The sequence below is a fragment of the Rhizobacter sp. P2_D12 genome (assembly GCF_056404395.1).
Genome location: NZ_JBFUEB010000075.1, coordinates 1 through 17047 on the forward strand (window position 1 = coordinate 1; position 17047 = coordinate 17047).

Annotated in this window: 12 protein-coding genes and 1 tRNA gene; 11 read left to right on the forward strand and 2 right to left on the reverse strand. The window is 71.8% G+C overall.

Features of this window, described 5'->3' with window-relative positions; translation table 11 throughout:
- The 3 genes from AC1DYN_RS22445 to AC1DYN_RS22455 all read left to right on the forward strand — a co-directional run.
- Positions 1–909: ferritin-like domain-containing protein (locus tag AC1DYN_RS22445; RefSeq protein ID WP_477963332.1), on the forward strand; the 909-nt coding region annotated here is incomplete at its 5' end.
- A gap of 19 nt (positions 910–928) precedes the next feature.
- Positions 929–2827: a selenocysteine-specific translation elongation factor gene (gene selB, locus AC1DYN_RS22450; protein WP_477963333.1), complete on the forward strand. Its 1899-nt coding sequence runs from the start codon at positions 929–931 to the stop codon at positions 2825–2827.
- A gap of 7 nt (positions 2828–2834) precedes the next feature.
- Positions 2835–2927: transfer RNA gene (locus AC1DYN_RS22455), tRNA-Sec, on the forward strand.
- Between the two features lie 31 nt (positions 2928–2958).
- Here AC1DYN_RS22455 and AC1DYN_RS22460 read toward each other — a convergent pair.
- Both AC1DYN_RS22460 and AC1DYN_RS22465 read right to left on the reverse strand, forming a co-directional pair.
- On the reverse strand, positions 2959–3816 hold the full coding sequence (locus AC1DYN_RS22460) for an ADP-ribosylglycohydrolase family protein (RefSeq protein ID WP_477963334.1): 858 nt from the start codon (positions 3814–3816) through the stop codon (positions 2959–2961).
- A 60-nt stretch (positions 3817–3876) separates the two neighbouring features.
- Entirely contained in the window at positions 3877–6153 is a 2277-nt protein-coding gene (locus AC1DYN_RS22465) for a winged helix-turn-helix domain-containing protein (RefSeq protein ID WP_477963335.1), read from the reverse strand.
- Positions 6154–6401: 248 nt separating this feature from the next.
- Here AC1DYN_RS22465 and AC1DYN_RS22470 point away from each other — a divergent pair, with 248 nt between their 5' ends.
- The 8 genes from AC1DYN_RS22470 to AC1DYN_RS22505 are packed head-to-tail and all read left to right on the forward strand — an operon-like array spanning position 6402 to position 17026.
- Positions 6402–8216 (forward strand): DUF1592 domain-containing protein, encoded by a 1815-nt coding sequence (locus tag AC1DYN_RS22470; protein ID WP_477963336.1) that lies wholly within the window; start codon positions 6402–6404, stop codon positions 8214–8216.
- A complete protein-coding gene (locus AC1DYN_RS22475) occupies positions 8213–9703 on the forward strand; it encodes a DUF1552 domain-containing protein (protein ID WP_477963337.1) in 1491 nt (496 codons plus the stop codon). Before AC1DYN_RS22470 ends, AC1DYN_RS22475 begins: the two co-directional genes overlap by 4 nt.
- Before the next feature lie 4 nt (positions 9704–9707).
- Positions 9708–12224, forward strand: a complete 2517-nt coding sequence (locus tag AC1DYN_RS22480) for a choice-of-anchor D domain-containing protein (RefSeq protein WP_477963338.1) — start codon at positions 9708–9710, stop codon at positions 12222–12224.
- Positions 12221–12700: a TlpA family protein disulfide reductase gene (locus tag AC1DYN_RS22485; RefSeq protein ID WP_477963339.1), complete on the forward strand. Its 480-nt coding sequence runs from the start codon at positions 12221–12223 to the stop codon at positions 12698–12700. Before AC1DYN_RS22480 ends, AC1DYN_RS22485 begins: the two co-directional genes overlap by 4 nt.
- 8 nt (positions 12701–12708) lie before the next feature.
- Positions 12709–12933: a DUF4266 domain-containing protein gene (locus AC1DYN_RS22490; protein WP_477963340.1), complete on the forward strand. Its 225-nt coding sequence runs from the start codon at positions 12709–12711 to the stop codon at positions 12931–12933.
- Complete coding sequence (locus tag AC1DYN_RS22495; RefSeq protein WP_477963341.1) at positions 12920–14092, forward strand: DUF3570 domain-containing protein; 1173 nt, start codon at positions 12920–12922, stop codon at positions 14090–14092. The genes AC1DYN_RS22490 and AC1DYN_RS22495 overlap by 14 nt, the downstream gene beginning before the upstream one ends.
- An 11-nt stretch (positions 14093–14103) precedes the next feature.
- Complete coding sequence (locus AC1DYN_RS22500; RefSeq protein WP_477963342.1) at positions 14104–15339, forward strand: glycoside hydrolase family 5 protein; 1236 nt, start codon at positions 14104–14106, stop codon at positions 15337–15339.
- 40 nt (positions 15340–15379) lie between these two features.
- Positions 15380–17026 (forward strand): glycoside hydrolase family 6 protein, encoded by a 1647-nt coding sequence (locus AC1DYN_RS22505; protein WP_477963343.1) that lies wholly within the window; start codon positions 15380–15382, stop codon positions 17024–17026.
- The last annotated feature ends 21 nt before the right edge of the window (positions 17027–17047 follow it).

The following is a 17047-nucleotide window of genomic DNA, read 5'->3' on the forward strand; positions in this document are numbered from 1 at the left end:
GCCGAGGCGCTGCCGGGCTGGGGGCTGGCGGCGCGCGGCGCGATGGTGGAGGCCGGCAGCCCGGGCTTCGCGTTCGCGCTGCGCCGCCGCCAGGAGCTGTGGGCCACCACCGCGGGCGAGCTGTACGCGCAGGCCGCGGCGGCGCAATGGGACCCGGCGACGGCGATCGACTGGCAGGCGGATTTCGAGCTCGCACCGGAGATCGAGGCGGCCGTGGTGCAGGTGATGACCTACCTGGTCGAGAACGAGAACGCGGCGCTGCTGGTGCCGGCGCGGCACCTGGGGCAGATCCACCCGCACTACCGCGAGGTGCTGCAGCTGCTGGCGCTGCAGTGCGCCGACGAGGCGCGGCACGTCGAGGTGTTCACGCGGCGCGCGGGCCTGCGCGGCCACGTGCCGGCGCTGTCGACGGCAGGCGGGCAGGCGTCGCTGCGCACGCTGTTCGAGGCGCCGGATTTCTCGACCGCGACCTTCCTGCTGTCGGTGCTGGGCGAAGGCAGCTTCGTGAACCTGCTGAACTTCCTGCACGAGCATGCGCCCGATCCGGTGACGCGGCAGGTCGCGCGGCTGGCGGCGCGCGACGAAGGGCGGCACGTCGCCTTCGGCATGGCGCACCTGGAGTACCGGCTGGCCCTCGAGCCCGACCATCGCGCGCGGCTGGGCAATGCGATCGAGCAGCGCTTCGATGCGCTGGCCGACACCGCCGGGCTGAACGAGGAGGTGTTCGACGCGCTGGTGCTGCTGGCGGCCGGCAGCCTGGCGCCCGCGGCGATCGCGCGCGGGCAGGCGGCCGTGCTGGCCCTTCAGCGCGAGATGGCCGCCGGCCGGCGCGCGCGGCTGGTGCGCCTGGGCTTCGAGCGCGGGGAGGCCGAGCGGCTGGCCGATCTGCACACGCGCAATTTCATGTGATCAGCATGAGCGTCGGAACATGATCGTCGGAACCGCAGGCCACATCGACCACGGCAAGACCACGCTGGTGCGCGCGCTCACCGGCGTCGACACCGACCGCCTGCCGGAAGAGAAGGCGCGCGGCATCTCGATCGAACTGGGCTATGCCTTCCTCGACGTGCCCGGTGCGGACGGCACGCCGCGCATCGGCTTCATCGACGTGCCGGGCCACGAGCGCCTGGTGCACACGATGCTGGCCGGCGCGACCGGCATCGACTTCGGGCTGCTGCTGGTGGCCGCCGACGACGGCGTGATGCCGCAGACGCGCGAGCACCTGGCGGTGCTGTCGCTGCTCGGGCTGGCGCGCGGCGCGGTCGCGATCACCAAGTGCGACCGGGTGGATGCCGCGCGCATCGCGCAGGTGCAGGCCGACGTCGCGGCCCTGCTGGCCCGCAGCCCGCTGGCCGGCGCGCCGGTGCTGCCGGTGTCGGCGCGCACCGGCGCGGGGCTGCCGGCGCTGCGCGAACTGCTGTTCGACGCCGCGCGCGCAACGGCCGGGCGCGACACTGCCGGCGCGGCGTTCCGCCTCGCGATCGACCGCGCCTTCACGCTCGACGGCGTCGGCACCGTCGTGACGGGCACGGTGCACGCCGGCCGCGTCGAGGTCGGCGACGAGCTGGAGCTGTGCCCGTCGGCCCCCATGCGGCGTGCGCGCGTGCGCAGCCTGCACACGCAGAACCGCGCGGCCACGCAGGCGCACGCGGGCCAGCGCTGCGCCGTCGCGCTGGCGGGTCTCGACAAGCACGAGGTGTCGCGCGGGCAGTGGCTGGTCTCGGCCGGCGCAGGCGTCGCGACCGAGCGGCTCGACGCGCTGCTGACGCTGTGGCACGACGAGGCGAAGCCGCTGCGCTCCGGCACGCCGGTGCACGTGCACCTGGGCGCCGCCGACGTGACGGGCACGGTGGCCGTGCTGGGCGGGGCGACGGGCGACAGCCTCGCGCCCGGCCAGCAGGCGCTGGTGCAGGTGGTGCTGCGCGCGCCGGTCGGCGCGTGGCGCGGCGACCGCATCGTGCTGCGCGACAACTCGGCCAGCCGCACGCTGGGCGGCGGCATCGTGCTCGATCCGTTCGCACCGGTGCGCTACCGGCGCACGCCGCAGCGGCTGGGCGAGCTGGCGGCCTGGTCGCTGCCCACGGCGGAGCAACGCTGGGCCGGCCTGCTCGATGCCGCGCCGCACGGCCTGTCGCGCCGCCGCTGGCAGGCGGCCGAAGGCGCCCTGCCGGACGAGAGCGCAGGCGACGACTGGCAGCTCGGCGGCCCGCAGCGCGCGGCCGTGCGCGACGCGGTGCTCGCCGCGCTGCGCGCCTTCCACGAACGCGACCCCGAGCTGCTCGGGCCCGACAGTGCACGCCTGCGCCGGTTGGCCGCGCCGCGCCTGCCGCCGCCGCTGTGGGCATCGCTGCTGGCCGGACTGCAGCAGGACGGCGCGGTGGTCGTGCAGGGGGCGTTCGTGCACCTGCCGGAGCATGGCCTGCGGCTGTCGGCCACCGACGAACGGCTGGCGCAGAAAGTCGCGCCGCTGCTGGCGGCGGCCGGCTTCGAGGGCAGCTGGGTGCGCGACCTGGCGCGCGACGCGCGCGAGGGCGAGGTGCTGATGCGCACCACGCTGGCCCGGCTGGCGCAGCGCGGCGAGCTGCACCAGGTCGCGAAGGACTTGTACTACCCGCCAGCCGCGATGCAGCGGCTGGCGGCGCTGGCGCGCGGCGCGGCGGTGGACGGCACGGTGGCGGCAGCGGCCTTCCGCGACGCGACCGGCCTGGGCCGCAAGCGGGCCATCCAGATCCTCGAATACTTCGACCGCATCGGCCTGCTGCGCCGGGTGGGCGACGTGCACCGGCTGCGCAGCGACACCGCGCTGTTCACGCAGACAATGCCCTGAATTCGAAGGAGGGGAAGCGTCCCTGGTGGGACGGCCGGGCTTCAAACCCGGTGGGTGGCGCCATGCGTCGCCGGGTGGGTTCGACTCCCATTCCCCTCCGCCCCCGGGCCAGGCCGCTGCGCACGTCGCGCTCAGCGCACCTGCTTTGCCAGGACAGGAAATCCTTTGGCCAACGATGCGTCGAGGCGGGCCAGGAAGCTCCTGCCAAACCCTTCGTCTTCCAACCCATCGACAAGCGGCGCCGGGACATCGCGCGCGTACTCAGGCGTCAGCGAGGCAATCCCCATCGCAATGGCCGCGACGCTGTCGACGTCGCCACCGAAGTTCACGCAATCACGGAGCAACGCCGACTGGCTGCGATTGCGCAGCAGGGCCGTGTTGACGGCGTGAAGCGTCTGGATGGCATCGCACTCCACCTCGGACTGCCAGTCGCCCAGGAGCTCGAACCCGGTTTCTCGCAGGATGAGCCCGGGAAGATCCGCCAAGTCAGCTTCGTCATGCATCACGAAATGAGCCATCAGGGCCACCACCTGCGACGACAGCACGCCTTCGGGGGTGTCGTGCGTCACGACCGCTTGCGCACGCGCGGTCGTGACCAGCAACGGCCTGTCGGCGATGAGCCCCAAGGGCACCGACCGCATGGCGGCCCCGTTGCGCCGGCTCTGCGGACGGATGCGCTGCCTCAGGGCGGCCCCATCGCTGCAGTTCTCCAGGAGTTCCTGCATCCCCTTGGCGTAGCCCTTGCGGGCGTCGCGCTTGTAGCAGCGCACGAACGCGTCGGCGAACGCGTCACTCGACAGGTCGGCCTGGGAGAGCAGGACCTCCGACACGGCGATGCTCATCTGCGTATCGTCCGTGTACCGGCCGGCCTCGATGCCGAGTTCGTGCGGGACGTACCCGGCCAGCGTGTTGCTCCGCACGATCTTCCCTCGCTCGCAGAACTCGAAGCCGGCACCGTACGCATCACCGATCGCGATCTCTACAAGCACGATGTTCCTTGCTGTCGGGGAAGACCCGGGAAGTCTGACACAGGCTTCCGGCGCAATGCACTACAGCCACGTCGCCAGGCAAGGCGCCCACGGCACGTCCCGGCGCTCCTGCACCGCATAGCACCGCCCCAGATCGAGCAGCCACTGCGGCAACGCCCCCTCCACCGCCGCCGCCAGCCGCGCCTGCGCCGCCTGCGCCTCGCTGCCGTGCCCGCGCGCATGGCACAGCCGCGCGCGCACCGCGATGCCGGCCGGGTGCTCGTCCTGCCAGGCCTCCAGGCCGCGCAGCAGGTCCTCGGCCTCTTCCAGCCGGTGCTGCTCGAGGCACAGCCATGCGCCGTCGATGCGCGCATGCGCGTTCCACCAGCCGATCGGCGTCGCGTCGCGCGCCTTCAGCAGCAGCTCGATCGCGCGCCCCGGCTCGCCGCGCGCATGCGCCAGCTGCGCCCGCGCGTGCCACAGCGCGCCCTGCAGGTTGCGGTCGCGCGCCAGCTTGGGCAACGCCGCGGTGCGCCGGCACGCATCGTCGGCCTGCGCCAGCTGCCCCGCATGGATCAGCGCACCGGTCAGCAGCGGCAGCACGAAGTGCAGCTGCATCTCCTGGCCCTTCGCCTCGGCCTCGGCCGCGGCGCGCCCGAGCAGTTGCGCCGCCACGCCGGCCTGCCCGGTGGCCAGCGCCTGGTGCGCGCGCCCGATCAGCCGGAAGCCTTCGTTGCGCGGCGCATCGCCGGTGTCCACCTCTTCCAGGATGGCCAGCACGCGCGCCAGGCTGGCGGGCCGGCGCAGCTGCCGGTAGATGCCGCACAGCAGCATCGCCGAGATCACCGAATCGGTGGGCACCTGCAGGCTGCGCGAGATCGCCAGGCCCGCCTCGCCATGCTGCTCGGCCATCTTGAAATGCCCCAGGCTCGCGCTCGCATTGGCCACATTGCACTCGGCCCGCGCCTGCCCCACCAGCAGCCCGTGGTCGCGGTACAGCGCCGCGGCTCGCCTCGCATGGCCCCACGCGTCCACCATGCTGCCGGTCTCGGCTTCCAGCACCAGCCGCAGCGACAGGATGCGCAACTGCTCGAACACGCTGCCGCCCCGGCACAAGGCCTCGGCCCGGTCGACCAACGCGGCCGCGACAGTGAAATCGGTTTCATTTATCGCGATCTGCGCCCGCAGCAGCGTCGTCGATATCACCGATTCGCGCGCGGCCTTGCCGGGTGCGCTGTGCAGCGATTCGTCGAGGTGGTGCTTGGCCTTGTCGTTGACGCGGCGCCGCACGTGGGCCTGCGCCAGCTCGAAATGCACCGCCGCCTCGACCGCCYGGTTCGGCGCGCCGCGCAGCCGCGCGAGCAGCGCGTCGCCGAGCTCGAAGGCCTTGTTGTCGTCCAGCGCCACCAGCGCACGCAGCCGCTCCACCAGCGCCCCGAGGTGGTCCGGCTCGACGCGCAGCACGGCGTCCAGCAGCTCCAGCGCCAGCGTCCACTTCTGCTCGGCGATCGCCTGCAGCGCGCGGCCGAGCGCGCCTTCGGAGCGGCGCAACGCCCAGCTGCCATGCACCTCGGGTGCCGCTTCGCCGGGGAAGAAGCGCGACTCGAGCCAGCGCGTCAGCCCGCGGCCCAGGTCGGTCAGCTCGGCGGCGCCGACCACCGTGTCGTCGCCGCGCCCTTCGCCCGACAGCCGGCAGCGCAGTTCGTAGCGCAGCGCATCGCCATGCACCTCGGCCGTCACCACATGGCGCACGCCGAGCAGCCGTGCCAGGTCGGCATCGCGCTGCTCGGCCGACGCTTCGGCCGGCAGCGCCTGCAAGGCATTCAGCAGCGCCGGGATCGACACCACCTGCAGGCGCGGGTGCACGCCGAGGTCGCGCACCACCAGCGACAGCAGGCCGAGCTCCAGCCAGTCCAGGTCGGGCCGGCCGGTCTTGTTGACGAAGGGCAGCAGCGCCACCGCCACCGACCTCGACACTGAAACCGACGGCGCGGCCCCCGCCATCGGCGCCGGCAGCGCGGCCGGCGCCACGGCCGGCCGCTCGTCGCGCACCTCGCCCATGAAGCGGTAGCCGGTGCGGTGGATCGTCTTGATCAGCGAGCCGGCCTCGCTGTCGTCGCCCAGCACCTTGCGGATCTTCATCACCGCGCGCGCGATCACGCTGGCGGTGACGAAATCGAAGGACCACAGCGTGTCCAGCAGCTCGTCCTTGCTGACGATGCGGCCGCGGTGGCGGATCAGGTAGACCAGCAGCTCGAACGGACGCGGCTCGATCGGCTGCTGCGCACCCGCGAGCAGCACCTCGCGCGTCGCGACCCGCACCTCGCACCTTCCGAACACGAACACTTCGTTGTCCATCGACTCCCTCTGCGGTTGGGCCGTGCCGCGGTGCATGCCGCAGCCTCAATGGGCGCGATTCTGCCGAGCCGCAGTCCCGCGCCGTCTGTTTCCAACAGTCACCGTTACGCCTGTTGCGAGCAGTTGCGTGGCCTCTCCACCCTCGTACGGAGAGGTCTTGGTCACACCTCGGTCAATTCTGCCGGCATCGATTTCAACAGAATCGCGCCCCGTCAGCTGTCCCATTTGTCACGCAACCGAGAGCAATCATGCGATCGAAACTCCTGGCCTTCTGTGTCGCCGCGCTCGCGGCGGCCTGCAACGGCGATTCGCAGGCGCCGGCCACCGACGCGCCGCCCACCGGCAACGGCGCAAACGCCGTCACGGTGCCGGCCGGCACCGACCCGCACGCGCAGATCGCCGCGGTGACCGTGGTGGCCACCACGCCCGAGACCATCGCCGGCCCCGGCTGCAGTGCCGCCGCGATGCCGCGCCGGCTGACGCGCGACCAGGTGGTCAACGCGCTGACCGACGTGACGACCGCCCTCACCGGCGACAGCACGCTGGCCGCGAGCGTCGCGCCGTTGGTGCGCGACACCACGCAGTTCCCGCCCGACGTCGCGGTGAACCCGGACACCTCGCGCCACAAGGGCTACGAACGGCTGGACGCCGCCGTCAACCTGCGGCAGGTCACCGCGCTGCACGACACCGCCGAGACGCTGGCGAAGGCGATGACGGCGGACGCGACGCGGCTGTCGACGCTGCTGGGCAGCTGTACCGGCACCGCCGACGCCTGCGTCACCGGCTTCATCCGCAAGGCCGGCCGGCTGCTGTTCCGCCAGCCGCTCAGCGAGGCCGAGGTCAACGTCTACCGCAACGCCGCCGGCAACGCGGCCAGCCAGGCCTCGGTGGCCAAGGTGCTGGGCACGATGATGGCGTCGCCGAAGTTCTACTTCGTGGTCGAGAAGGGGCAGGCCGCCACCGACGCCAATGCGTCGTGCACCGCGCTGACCGCGCACGAGCAGGCCACGCGGCTCGCGCTGCACTTCTGGAACTCGGTGCCCGACGCCGCGCTGAACGCGCTGGCCGACGACGGCACGCTGCTGAAGCCGGAGGTCTACACCGCCCAGGTGCAGCGCATGATGGCCGACGCGCGTTCCGACCGCGCGATGCGCGATTTCTTCAGCGGCTGGTTCCGGCTGCAGGAGCTGGTGGCGCTGGACGGCAAGGTCGGCGACCCGAAGTTCGACGCCTTCGCCGGCAGCTTCAAGGCGCTGCCGAGCTCGCGCGACGCGGCGGTGGCCGAGGTGCTGGACATGGTGTCGTACCTGGCCGCACGCAACGCCTCGCTGCAGCAGGTGCTGACCGACCGGCATTCGTACGCGAAGACGGCCGACATCGCGTCGCTGTACAAGACCGCCGTCTGGGACGGCAAGACCGCGCCGCCGCTCTTCACCGAGCCGTCGCGCGTCGGCCTGCTGACGCGCATCGGCTTCATCGCGCAGGGCTCGACCGACACCACGCTGCCGATCTCGCGCGGCAGCCGCGTGCTGTTCGGCCTGACCTGCGAGGCGATGCCGACGCCGGCGATGGACCAGTCGAACTCCAAGGCCGACCTGTCGGGCGTGCTGACCACGCGCCAGCGCGTCGAACGCGTCACCGAGATGGAAGGCACCTCGTGCGTCGGCTGCCACAAGACGCAGATGAACCCGTGGGGCTTCGCCTTCGAGGGCTTCGACTCGCTGGGCCGCGTGCGCCAGACCGAGCGCGTGCTCGACGACAAGGGCGCGCTGCTGGGCGAGAAGCCGATCGACACCGCCGCGCTGGTGCGCCTGGCCGACGGCTCGTCGCGCGCCACCAGCTCGCCGTCGGCGACGCAGCAGTACATCCTCGACAGCGGCCAGTTCGAGCGCTGCTTCGCGCGCAACTACGTGCGCTACAGCTTCGGCCGCGCCGAGAGCGCCGCCGACGGCGCGCTGATGGAGGCGCTGCGCGTGCAGGCCGCCAATGGCGCCAACCTGCGCAGCCTGTTCGCATCGATCGCGCTGCGCACCGAGTTCACCACGATCCAGAGGGCGAAATGAAACCTGCGTTCAACCGCTTGTCCCGCCGCCAGTTCCTGCTCGGTGCCGGCGGCACCGTGCTGGCCCTGCCGCTGCTGCCCTCGCTGCTGCCGCGCGAGGCGCGCGCCGCCACCGAGGCCGCCGCCTCGGCCGAGCGCTACTTCGTGCACACCACCACCTGGCACGGCGTGTTCCAGAGCCAGTTCTTCGGGCCGCTGCTCGACCTGCCGCCGGCCGCGACGCAAAGCTACGGCGGCATCACGATCCGCCAGGCGCAGCTGGCCGCGGCCGCCAAGGCCTCGGGCAACCTGACGGTGATCAGCGACATCCTGCAGGCGAAGAGCTCGGCGCTGTCGGCCCGCATGTTGTCGCGCATGAACGTGATCAACGGGCTCGACTTCGCGGTCAGCGGCGGCCACAACCGCGGCGGCACGCTGGGCGGCGACGCCACCAGCCCGACCATCGACCAGGTGCTGGCCGGCGCCGCCAGCTTCTACCCGACCCCGGTGCTGCAGCCGGCGATCGTGCGCAACCTGGTGTCGCTGTCGAAATCCGGCACCGCCACCGTGCAGACCACGCCGACCGCCGAGAGCAACGTCAAGCTGTTCGACCGGCTGTTCAAGAACACGACCGGCGGCGGCACCACCACCCCGGCACCGGCCGACAAAACGGTGCTGGTCGACCGCGTGAAGGAGCATGCCGACCTGGTGATGGCCGACGCCGCGTGCTCGGCCGACTGCAAGGCGCGGCTCGGCAACTACCTCGACCTGCTGAACCAGGTGGAGGGCAAGCTCGCGCAGACACCGGTGAGCAGCAGCTTCCCGCGCCCGACCAGCGACACCTCGGCGCTCGAGGCCGCGGCCGGCTTCTACGGCCAGCCGGCCAGCCAGGTGCAGTGCGAGCTGCTGTGGAACGACATCGTCGTCGCGGCCTTCTCGGCCGGCATCAGCCGGGTCTACGTGAACGGGCCCACCAGCTACACCTTCGGCCCCGAGCCCGAGCACGCCTGGCACAACGACTATGCGCACGCGCTGGACGACCCGGCCAAGCGGGCCGGCTTCAACGCCGCGGTGCAGCTGCAGTTCGAGGGCAGCATGCTCGACATCGCGAACAAGCTCGACCAGGTGAAGGCGGCCGACGGCCAGACGCTGTTCGACAAGTCGCTGATCGCGAGCGGCTTCGAGCTCGGCTCGGGCGGCAACCCCGGCCACCACCACAACCGCTGCATCCCGATCATCAGCCTGGGCAACGCCGGCGGCTACTTCAAGACCGGGCAGTCGCTGGACTACCGCGACCTGAACTCGTTCAACTGGTCGTCCGACCCGCACTGGTACTCGGGCCTGCTGTACACGCAGTGGATGGGCATGGTGCTGCGCTCGATGGGCGTGGGCACCGGCGACGTCAACACCACCGCCTGGGGCTACCCGAACGTGCGCGGCGCCAACGGCGACCACACCGACGCGATCTGGGCCGTGGCCGGCCAGGACCTGCCGTGGATGAAGGCCTGACGCGATGGCACGCAGGCTCCTCCTCATCCTTTCGGCGCTCTGCGCCGCCCCGGCGTTCGCGCAGGACGCGGCCAACGGCAAGCAGCTGTTCACGACCGCGCTGGTCGCGGGCAAGCAGAGCTGCAGCTCCAGCGCCTGCCACGGCGCGCTGCCGGCCAACCCGCTGAACCGCATCGCCAACGGCACCAGCGCCTCCAACATCAAGGGCGCGCTCGCGAGCGTCAGCCAGATGGCCTTCATGCAGGGCAAGCTGAGCGACGCGCAGCTGAACGACCTGACGGCCTACATCGCCGGCCAGCTCGGGCGCACGCCCAGCTACCTGCCGGTGACGCCGATGCCGGCCCCGGCGCTGAGCCCGCCCGCCCTCACCTTCACGTCCCAGCCGCTGCGCAGCACCAGCGCCGTGCAGACGGTGTCGGTCAGCAATGCGGTCGGGGCCGGCGCGGCCCTCGTGATCGGCAGCATCGCGTTGAGCGAGGGCAGCGATTTCGCGGTCAGCGGCGGCACCTGCGCCGTCGGCACGACGCTGGCGGCCGGCACCGCGTGCTCGGTCAACCTGACGTTCACGCCGACGCTGGCCGGCACGCGCTCGGCCACGCTGACGGTCGGCCACAACGGCAGCGCGGGCAGCAGCAGTGCGTCGCTGTCGGGCACCGGCGTCGACAGCTCGCCGTCGGTGACGCTGTCGCCCACCACGCTGGCCTTCGCGCAGACGGTGGGCGCGACCTCCGAGCCGCTGCGGGTGACGCTCGGCAACAGCGGCACCGCGCCGCTGACGATCGCGTCGCTGGCGCTCAGCGGGGCGCAGGCGGCCGAGTTCGCGATCGGCACGGCCTCGACCTGCCAGGCCGGCAGCAGCGTCGCGCCGGGCAGCAACTGCTTCGTCGAGCTGCGCTTCACGCCGGCGGCAACGGGAGCGCGCACGGCGAGCCTTGCGATCGCGCACAGCGCGGGCGGCACCGCGGCGGTGTCGCTGACCGGCCAGGGCAATGCGACGGCGCAGCCGGGCCTGGCGCTCGACACGCTCGCACTCGACCTGGGCGCGCAAGGCCTCGCGACGACCGGCGCCGCGCGCACCGCGACCGTCACGAACAACGGCCAGGCGGACCTGAAGATCGGCCAGGTGAGCGCAAGCGGCACCAACGCGGCCGACATCGTGCTGGGCGGCACCTGCAGCGCGGGGGCAACCGTGGCACCGGCCGCGAGCTGCAGCGTCACCGTCGCACTGAAGCCGGCGGCACTCGGCCCGCGCTCGGCCAGCGTGTCGATCGCGAGCAATGCGCCGGGCGGCACCGCGACGCTGTCGGTCGGGGGCGTCGGCATCGCGTTGCCGGCCCCGGAGCTGACGCTGTCGCAGCCGGCCATCGGCTTCGGCCTCGTGTCGATGGGCACGACGTCGATCGCGCGTTCGGTGACGCTGTCCAACACCGGCAGCGCGGCGCTGCTGATCAACGGCATCCAGAGCAGTTCGGCCGAGTTCAAGGCCAGCCACGACTGCGCCGCCAGCCTCGCACCGGGCGACGGCTGCAAGCTCTCGGTGACGTATGCACCGGCGTCCGAGAACGCGTCGGAGACGGTGGTCATCACGTCGAACGCCTTCAGCTCGCCGAACAGCGTGGTGCTGACCGGGCTCGGCTCCAGCGCGACGCTGCCGGTGCTGGCGTGGCAGGGCGGCACCAACGCGCTGGCCTTCGCCGCGACCGAGGTCGGCAAGACGGCGACCGGCGCGCCGCTGACGCTGGTCAACAACGGGCCGGGCAGCGCGACGGTGTCGGCCATCGGCACCTCGGGCGCGCAGGCCGATGCGTTCTCGGTCGGCGGCGGCACCTGCCTGGGCGGCATCAGCCTGGCGGTGGGCGCGAGCTGCACCGTGGTGGTCAGCTTCGTGCCCGATGGCGCGGGCGCGCGCAGCGCGGTGCTGCTGGTCGCAACCAGCGGCAGCAACCCGCCGGACGTCGCGCTCAGCGGCAGCGGGGTGTCGGGCTCGACCGGGGGTGGCGGTGGCACGACGCCACCGGACAACGGCGGTGGAGGCGGTGGCACGACGCCGCCGGCCACCGGCACGCTGGCGGTCGCGCCGGCGCTGCTCGACTACCGCTCGCTGGCGGTGCGCACCGGCGGGCGCAGCGAACCGCTGACGGTGCGCATCTCCAACAGCTCGGCCACGGCCGCCACGATCGCCTCGGTGACGACCACCGCGCGCTTCATCGTCGAATCGGGCCGCGCGACCGACGCCTGCCCCGGCGTGCCGTGGACGCTGGCCGCCGGTGCGTCGTGCACCGTGACGGTGGTGTTCGCGCCCGGCACCGGCGGCGCGATGACCGGCACGCTGAAGGTGACGTCGGCGACCGGCCAGGTCACCGAGGCGCAGCTGTCGGCGCAGGCCGAAACCACCTCGACCAATGAAGGCGCCGGTGCGCTCGATGCGCGCTGGCTGGCGCTGCTGGTGCTGGCCATCGGCGCGCTGGCGCGGCAACGACGAATCTCTCTTTTCACTTCCTCGAAGGAATCCTCGACATGAACCGCTTGTGCGCCCTCACGTTGGCGTTGTTGATCAGCCTGCCGGCCGCGGCCCTGGAAGCCGGCGCCCCGGCGCCCGAGTTCTCGCTCGCCGGCGCGCGCGGGCCGGTGAACCTTTCGGCCTACAAGGGCAAGGTGGTGTACCTCGACTTCTGGGCCTCGTGGTGCGGGCCGTGCCGGCAGTCGTTCCCGTGGATGAACGAGATGCAGGCGAAGTACGGCGCGAAGGGCCTGCAGGTGGTGGGCGTGAACCTGGATGCGAAGCGGGCCGATGCGGACAAGTTCCTGGCCGAGGTGCCGGCGAGCTTCGTGCTGGCCTTCGATGCGCAGGGCGACACGCCGCGCCGCTATGCGGTCAAGGGCATGCCGACCTCGCTGCTGATCGGCGCGGACGGCAAGGTGATCCAGGTGCATGCGGGCTTCCGTGAGGACGAGCGCAAGCAGCTGGAAGAAGCCATCGCCACCGCCCTGAAATGACATTCCCGATGACCCACCGAACCTGCGGCGCCTGGCTCCTGCTCGCCGCCACCCTGACCGGCTGCGCCGGCATCCAGCCCCCGCAACCCTGGGAGAAGGGCCTGCTCGCCAAGCCCGAGATGACCCTGGGCGGCGACGCGCTCGAACAGCGCTTCGACCTGCACATCCTGAACAGCAAGGAAGCGGCCTCCGGCGGCGCCGGCGTCGGCGGAGGTGGCTGTGGCTGCAACTGACCGCAAGTGGGGCAGCGTCACGCTGGCCGCCTTCGCGCTGCCCGGCGTGCTGGCCTGCGCACCGGCGCGTGCCGAGGAGCCGCCCGAGCACGGCCTGCTCGCCTTCAAGTACCTGCAGTACAAGGACAGCCAGGCGGTCGACACCCGCTACCCGTTCTACGACGGCAGCGAAGGCAGCCGCTTCAACCGCATCACCGTCAAGGCGCCGTCGCTGTACCTGCTGGTGCCGATGGGCCGCTGGTCGGTCGAAGGCTCGGCCGTCACCGACGACGTGTCGGGCGCGACGCCGCGCTACTACAGCGACGTGTCCGGCGCATCGCGCTCGCCCGGCATGGAGGACAAGCGCACGGCCGGCGACTTGAAGCTCACGCGCTACCTCGAGCGCGGCGCGATCGCGCTCGGCGCGGCCCACTCGAGCGAGAACGACTACAAGTCGAACGCGCTGTCGCTGGAAGGCCGCTGGGCCACCGAGGACAAGAACACCACCTTCAACGTCGGCCTCGGCGTCACGCGCGACACCATCGACCCGGTCAACCAGATCGTCATCGGCGAGCGCAAGCGCACCATCGAGGCGACGCTGGGCTTCACGCAGGCGCTGTCGCCGTACGACATCGCGCAGTTCGGCCTGACCTACTCGACCGGCCGGGGCTACTTCGACGACCCGTACAAGCTCTACGACCACCGCCCGCGCTCGCGCGATGCCGACATCGCGATGCTGCGCTGGAACCACCACTTCGAATCGCTGTCGGCCTCGCTACGCAGCAGCTACCGCTTCTACAGCGACAGCTACGGCATCCATGCCCACACGCTGGAAGCCGCATGGGTGCAGCCGGTGTCGGCGATGTTCTCGGTGACGCCGTCGCTGCGCTACTACACGCAGAGCGCGGCGGAGTTCTACTACGACCCGGTGCCGGACACCGCGGTGTACCCCGGCCCGGCCGGCAACCCCGAGTTCTCGTCGGCCGACCAGCGGCTGTCGGCCTTCGGCGGCGTCACCGTCGGGCTGAAGCTGGAACTGCGCCTGGGCACCTGGACCACCGACCTGAAGCTCGAACGCTACCAGCAGCGCTCGGCCTGGCGCGTCGGCGGCAAGGGCTCGCCCGGCATCGACACCTTCGACGCGACGATCGTGCAGTGGGGTCTCGCGACCACCTTCTGAAGGACTCCCCGATGAACGACACCCTCTTCCGCGCCCGGCGGGTCGCCTTGAGCGCCTTGCTGCTGCTGGCTGCCTGCGGCGGCGGCAGCGGCAATGACGCACCGGCGCCCGCGCCGACGGGGGGCGGCACGCCGTCGCCTGCGCCCGCGCCCGCGCCTTCGCCTGCCCCGGCTCCCGCACCGGCACCCTCGCCAGCGCCGGCTCCCTCGCCAGCACCAGCACCGGCACCAACTCCTGCCCCGGCACCGGCACCGGCACCGGCCCCATCACCCAGCCCTTCGCCGGCCCCGGCCCCCGCGCCCTCGGCCGCCACCTTGTCGTGGCGCGCGGTGAGCCTCGCGAGCGCCGAGTTCGCGCCCGGCAACCTGCCCGGCACCTACAACAGCGACTACGTCTACCCGTCCGCATCGAGTGCGGGCTACTTCAAGTCCAAGGGCATGAACGCGGTGCGCCTGCCCTTCCTGTGGGAACGCCTGCAGCCGGCGCTGAACCAGCCCTTCGACGCCACCGAGCTGTCGCGCCTGGCCGGCTTCGTCGAGCAGGTCACCGCCACCGGCGTCACCGTGCTGATCGACCCGCACAACTACGCCCGCTACCGCGGCAACCTGGTCGGTTCGAGCCAGGTGCCGAACGCCGCCTTCGCCGACTTCTGGTCGCGCCTGGCCACGCAGTTCAAGGGCAACCCGAACGTCGCCTTCGGGCTGATGAACGAGCCGCACGACATCGCGACCGAGCAGTGGCTCGCCGCGGCCAACGCCGCGCTGGCGGCGATCCGCAGCACCGGCGCGAGCAACGTCGTCACCGTGCCGGGCAATGCCTGGACCGGCGCGCACAGCTGGCTGCAGACCTGGTACGGCAGCGCCAACGGCAGCGTGATGAAGGGCATCGTCGACCCGGGGAAGAACATGGTGTTCGAGGTGCACCAGTACCTCGACAGCGATTCGTCCGGCACGCATGCCGAGTGCAGCAGCGCCACCATCGGCGCCGAGCGCCTGAAGGATTTCACCGCGTGGGCGCGCAGCAACGGCTACCGCGCCGTGCTCGGCGAGATCGGCGCCGGCGCGAACGACACCTGCAACCAGGCCGTCGCGGGCGCGCTCGACCACCTGAAGGCCAACGCCGACGTCTGGGCCGGCTGGGTCTGGTGGGCGGCCRGGCCGTGGTGGGGCAGCTACATGTATTCGATCGAGCCCGCGGGCAGCACCGACAAGCCGCAGATGGCCGTGCTCAAACCCTACCTGCAGTGACCCCACGCGTCCACAACCACAACACCCAGGGAGTTCCACCATGAAGATCCACACGCACCGGCGCATGCACGCCGGCATCGGCCTGCTGTTCTCGCTCGTGCTGGCCGCCTGCGGCGGCAACGACGGCAACGATCCGGCACCGCCGCCGACGAGCACGGCGCCCGCACCTTCCGGGACACCGGCCCCGGCACCGGCGCCATCCCCGTCCCCGTCGCCAGCCCCCGCACCGGCACCGGCACCTTCCCCTGCGCCGGCACCTTCGCCATCGCCTTCGCCGGCCCCTGCACCGTCGCCGGCACCGTCACCCGCACCGGCCCCCACACCTACACCGGCACCCACACCCGCGCCGGCACCTTCGCCCGCGCCCGCGCCGGCACCTGCCCCCGCCCCGTCCACGGGCCTGATCACCGCCGGCAACCCGTTCGCCGATGCGCTGTTCTACCTGGACCCCGACTACAGCAGCCAGGTCTCGCAATCGCTGGCCCGCGTGAACGCATCGGCCACCGACACCGCGCTGGTGAAGGCGGCGGCCAGGTTCCCGACCGCGGTGTGGCTGGACCGCATCGCCGCCATCGACGGGGCCAAGACCACGGGTGGCGCGATGGGCCTGGTGGATCACCTCGACGCCGCCGTCGCGCAGCAGAAGGCGCAAAGCGGCGGCACGCTCAAGCCGATGGCGATCCTGCTGGTGGTCTACGACCTGCCGGACCGCGACTGCGCCGCGCTCGCGTCCAACGGCGAGCTCAGCTCGGCCAACGACGGCCTGGCGAAGTACAAGACGCAGTACATCGACCGCATCGCCGAGATCGTCGCGCGCCCGGCCTATGCCGGCCTGCGCATCGTCACGGTGATCGAGCCGGACTCGTACCCGAACATGCTGACCAACGTCGGCATCGGCAAGACGGTGTGCGATTCGGTCAACCAGAAGGGCGTCTACGTCGACGGCATCCGCTACACGCTGAACAAGCTGTCGACGCTGAAGAACGTCTACATGTACCTCGACATCGCGCACTCCGGCTGGCTCGGCTGGGACAACAACCGTGCGAAGGCGATCGACGGCTTCAAGACGCTGGTGAAGGGCGCGACGCCCGGTGGCAGCCTGGGCATCATCCGCGGCTTCGCGAGCAACACCGCCAACTACACGCCGCTGGACGAGCCGTTCTTCGACGGGACCGACAACATCGTCGGCACCGGCGGCACGACGCAGTTCTACGAATGGAACCGCATGGTCGACGAGCTGAGCTACGTCGACAAGCTGCGCAGCGAGTTCGTGGCCGCCGGCTTCCCCGACACGCTGTCGTTCGTGATCGACACCTCGCGCAACGGCTGGGGCGGCGCGAAGCGGCCCCAGGCTGCGGCGGCCGACGTGGACGACATGCGCATCGACCGCCGCGCCCACCGCGGCAACTGGTGCAACGTGAAGGACACCGGCGTCGGCGAGCGCCCGCGCGCCAAGCCCGATGCGACGCGGCCCTACCTGGACGCCTTCGTGTTCGTGAAGCCGCCCGGCGCGTCCGACGGCACCAGCGACAGCACGGCCACCACGCCGAACGCCGAAGGCAAGCGCTTCGACGCGATGTGCGGCTCGGGCAACGTCGATGCATTGAGCGGCGCGCCCCATGCCGGGCAATGGTTCCACGACCAGTTCCTGATGCTGCTGCGCAATGCCTATCCCGCCATTCAATAAATCTACAGAACCCCGGAGAAC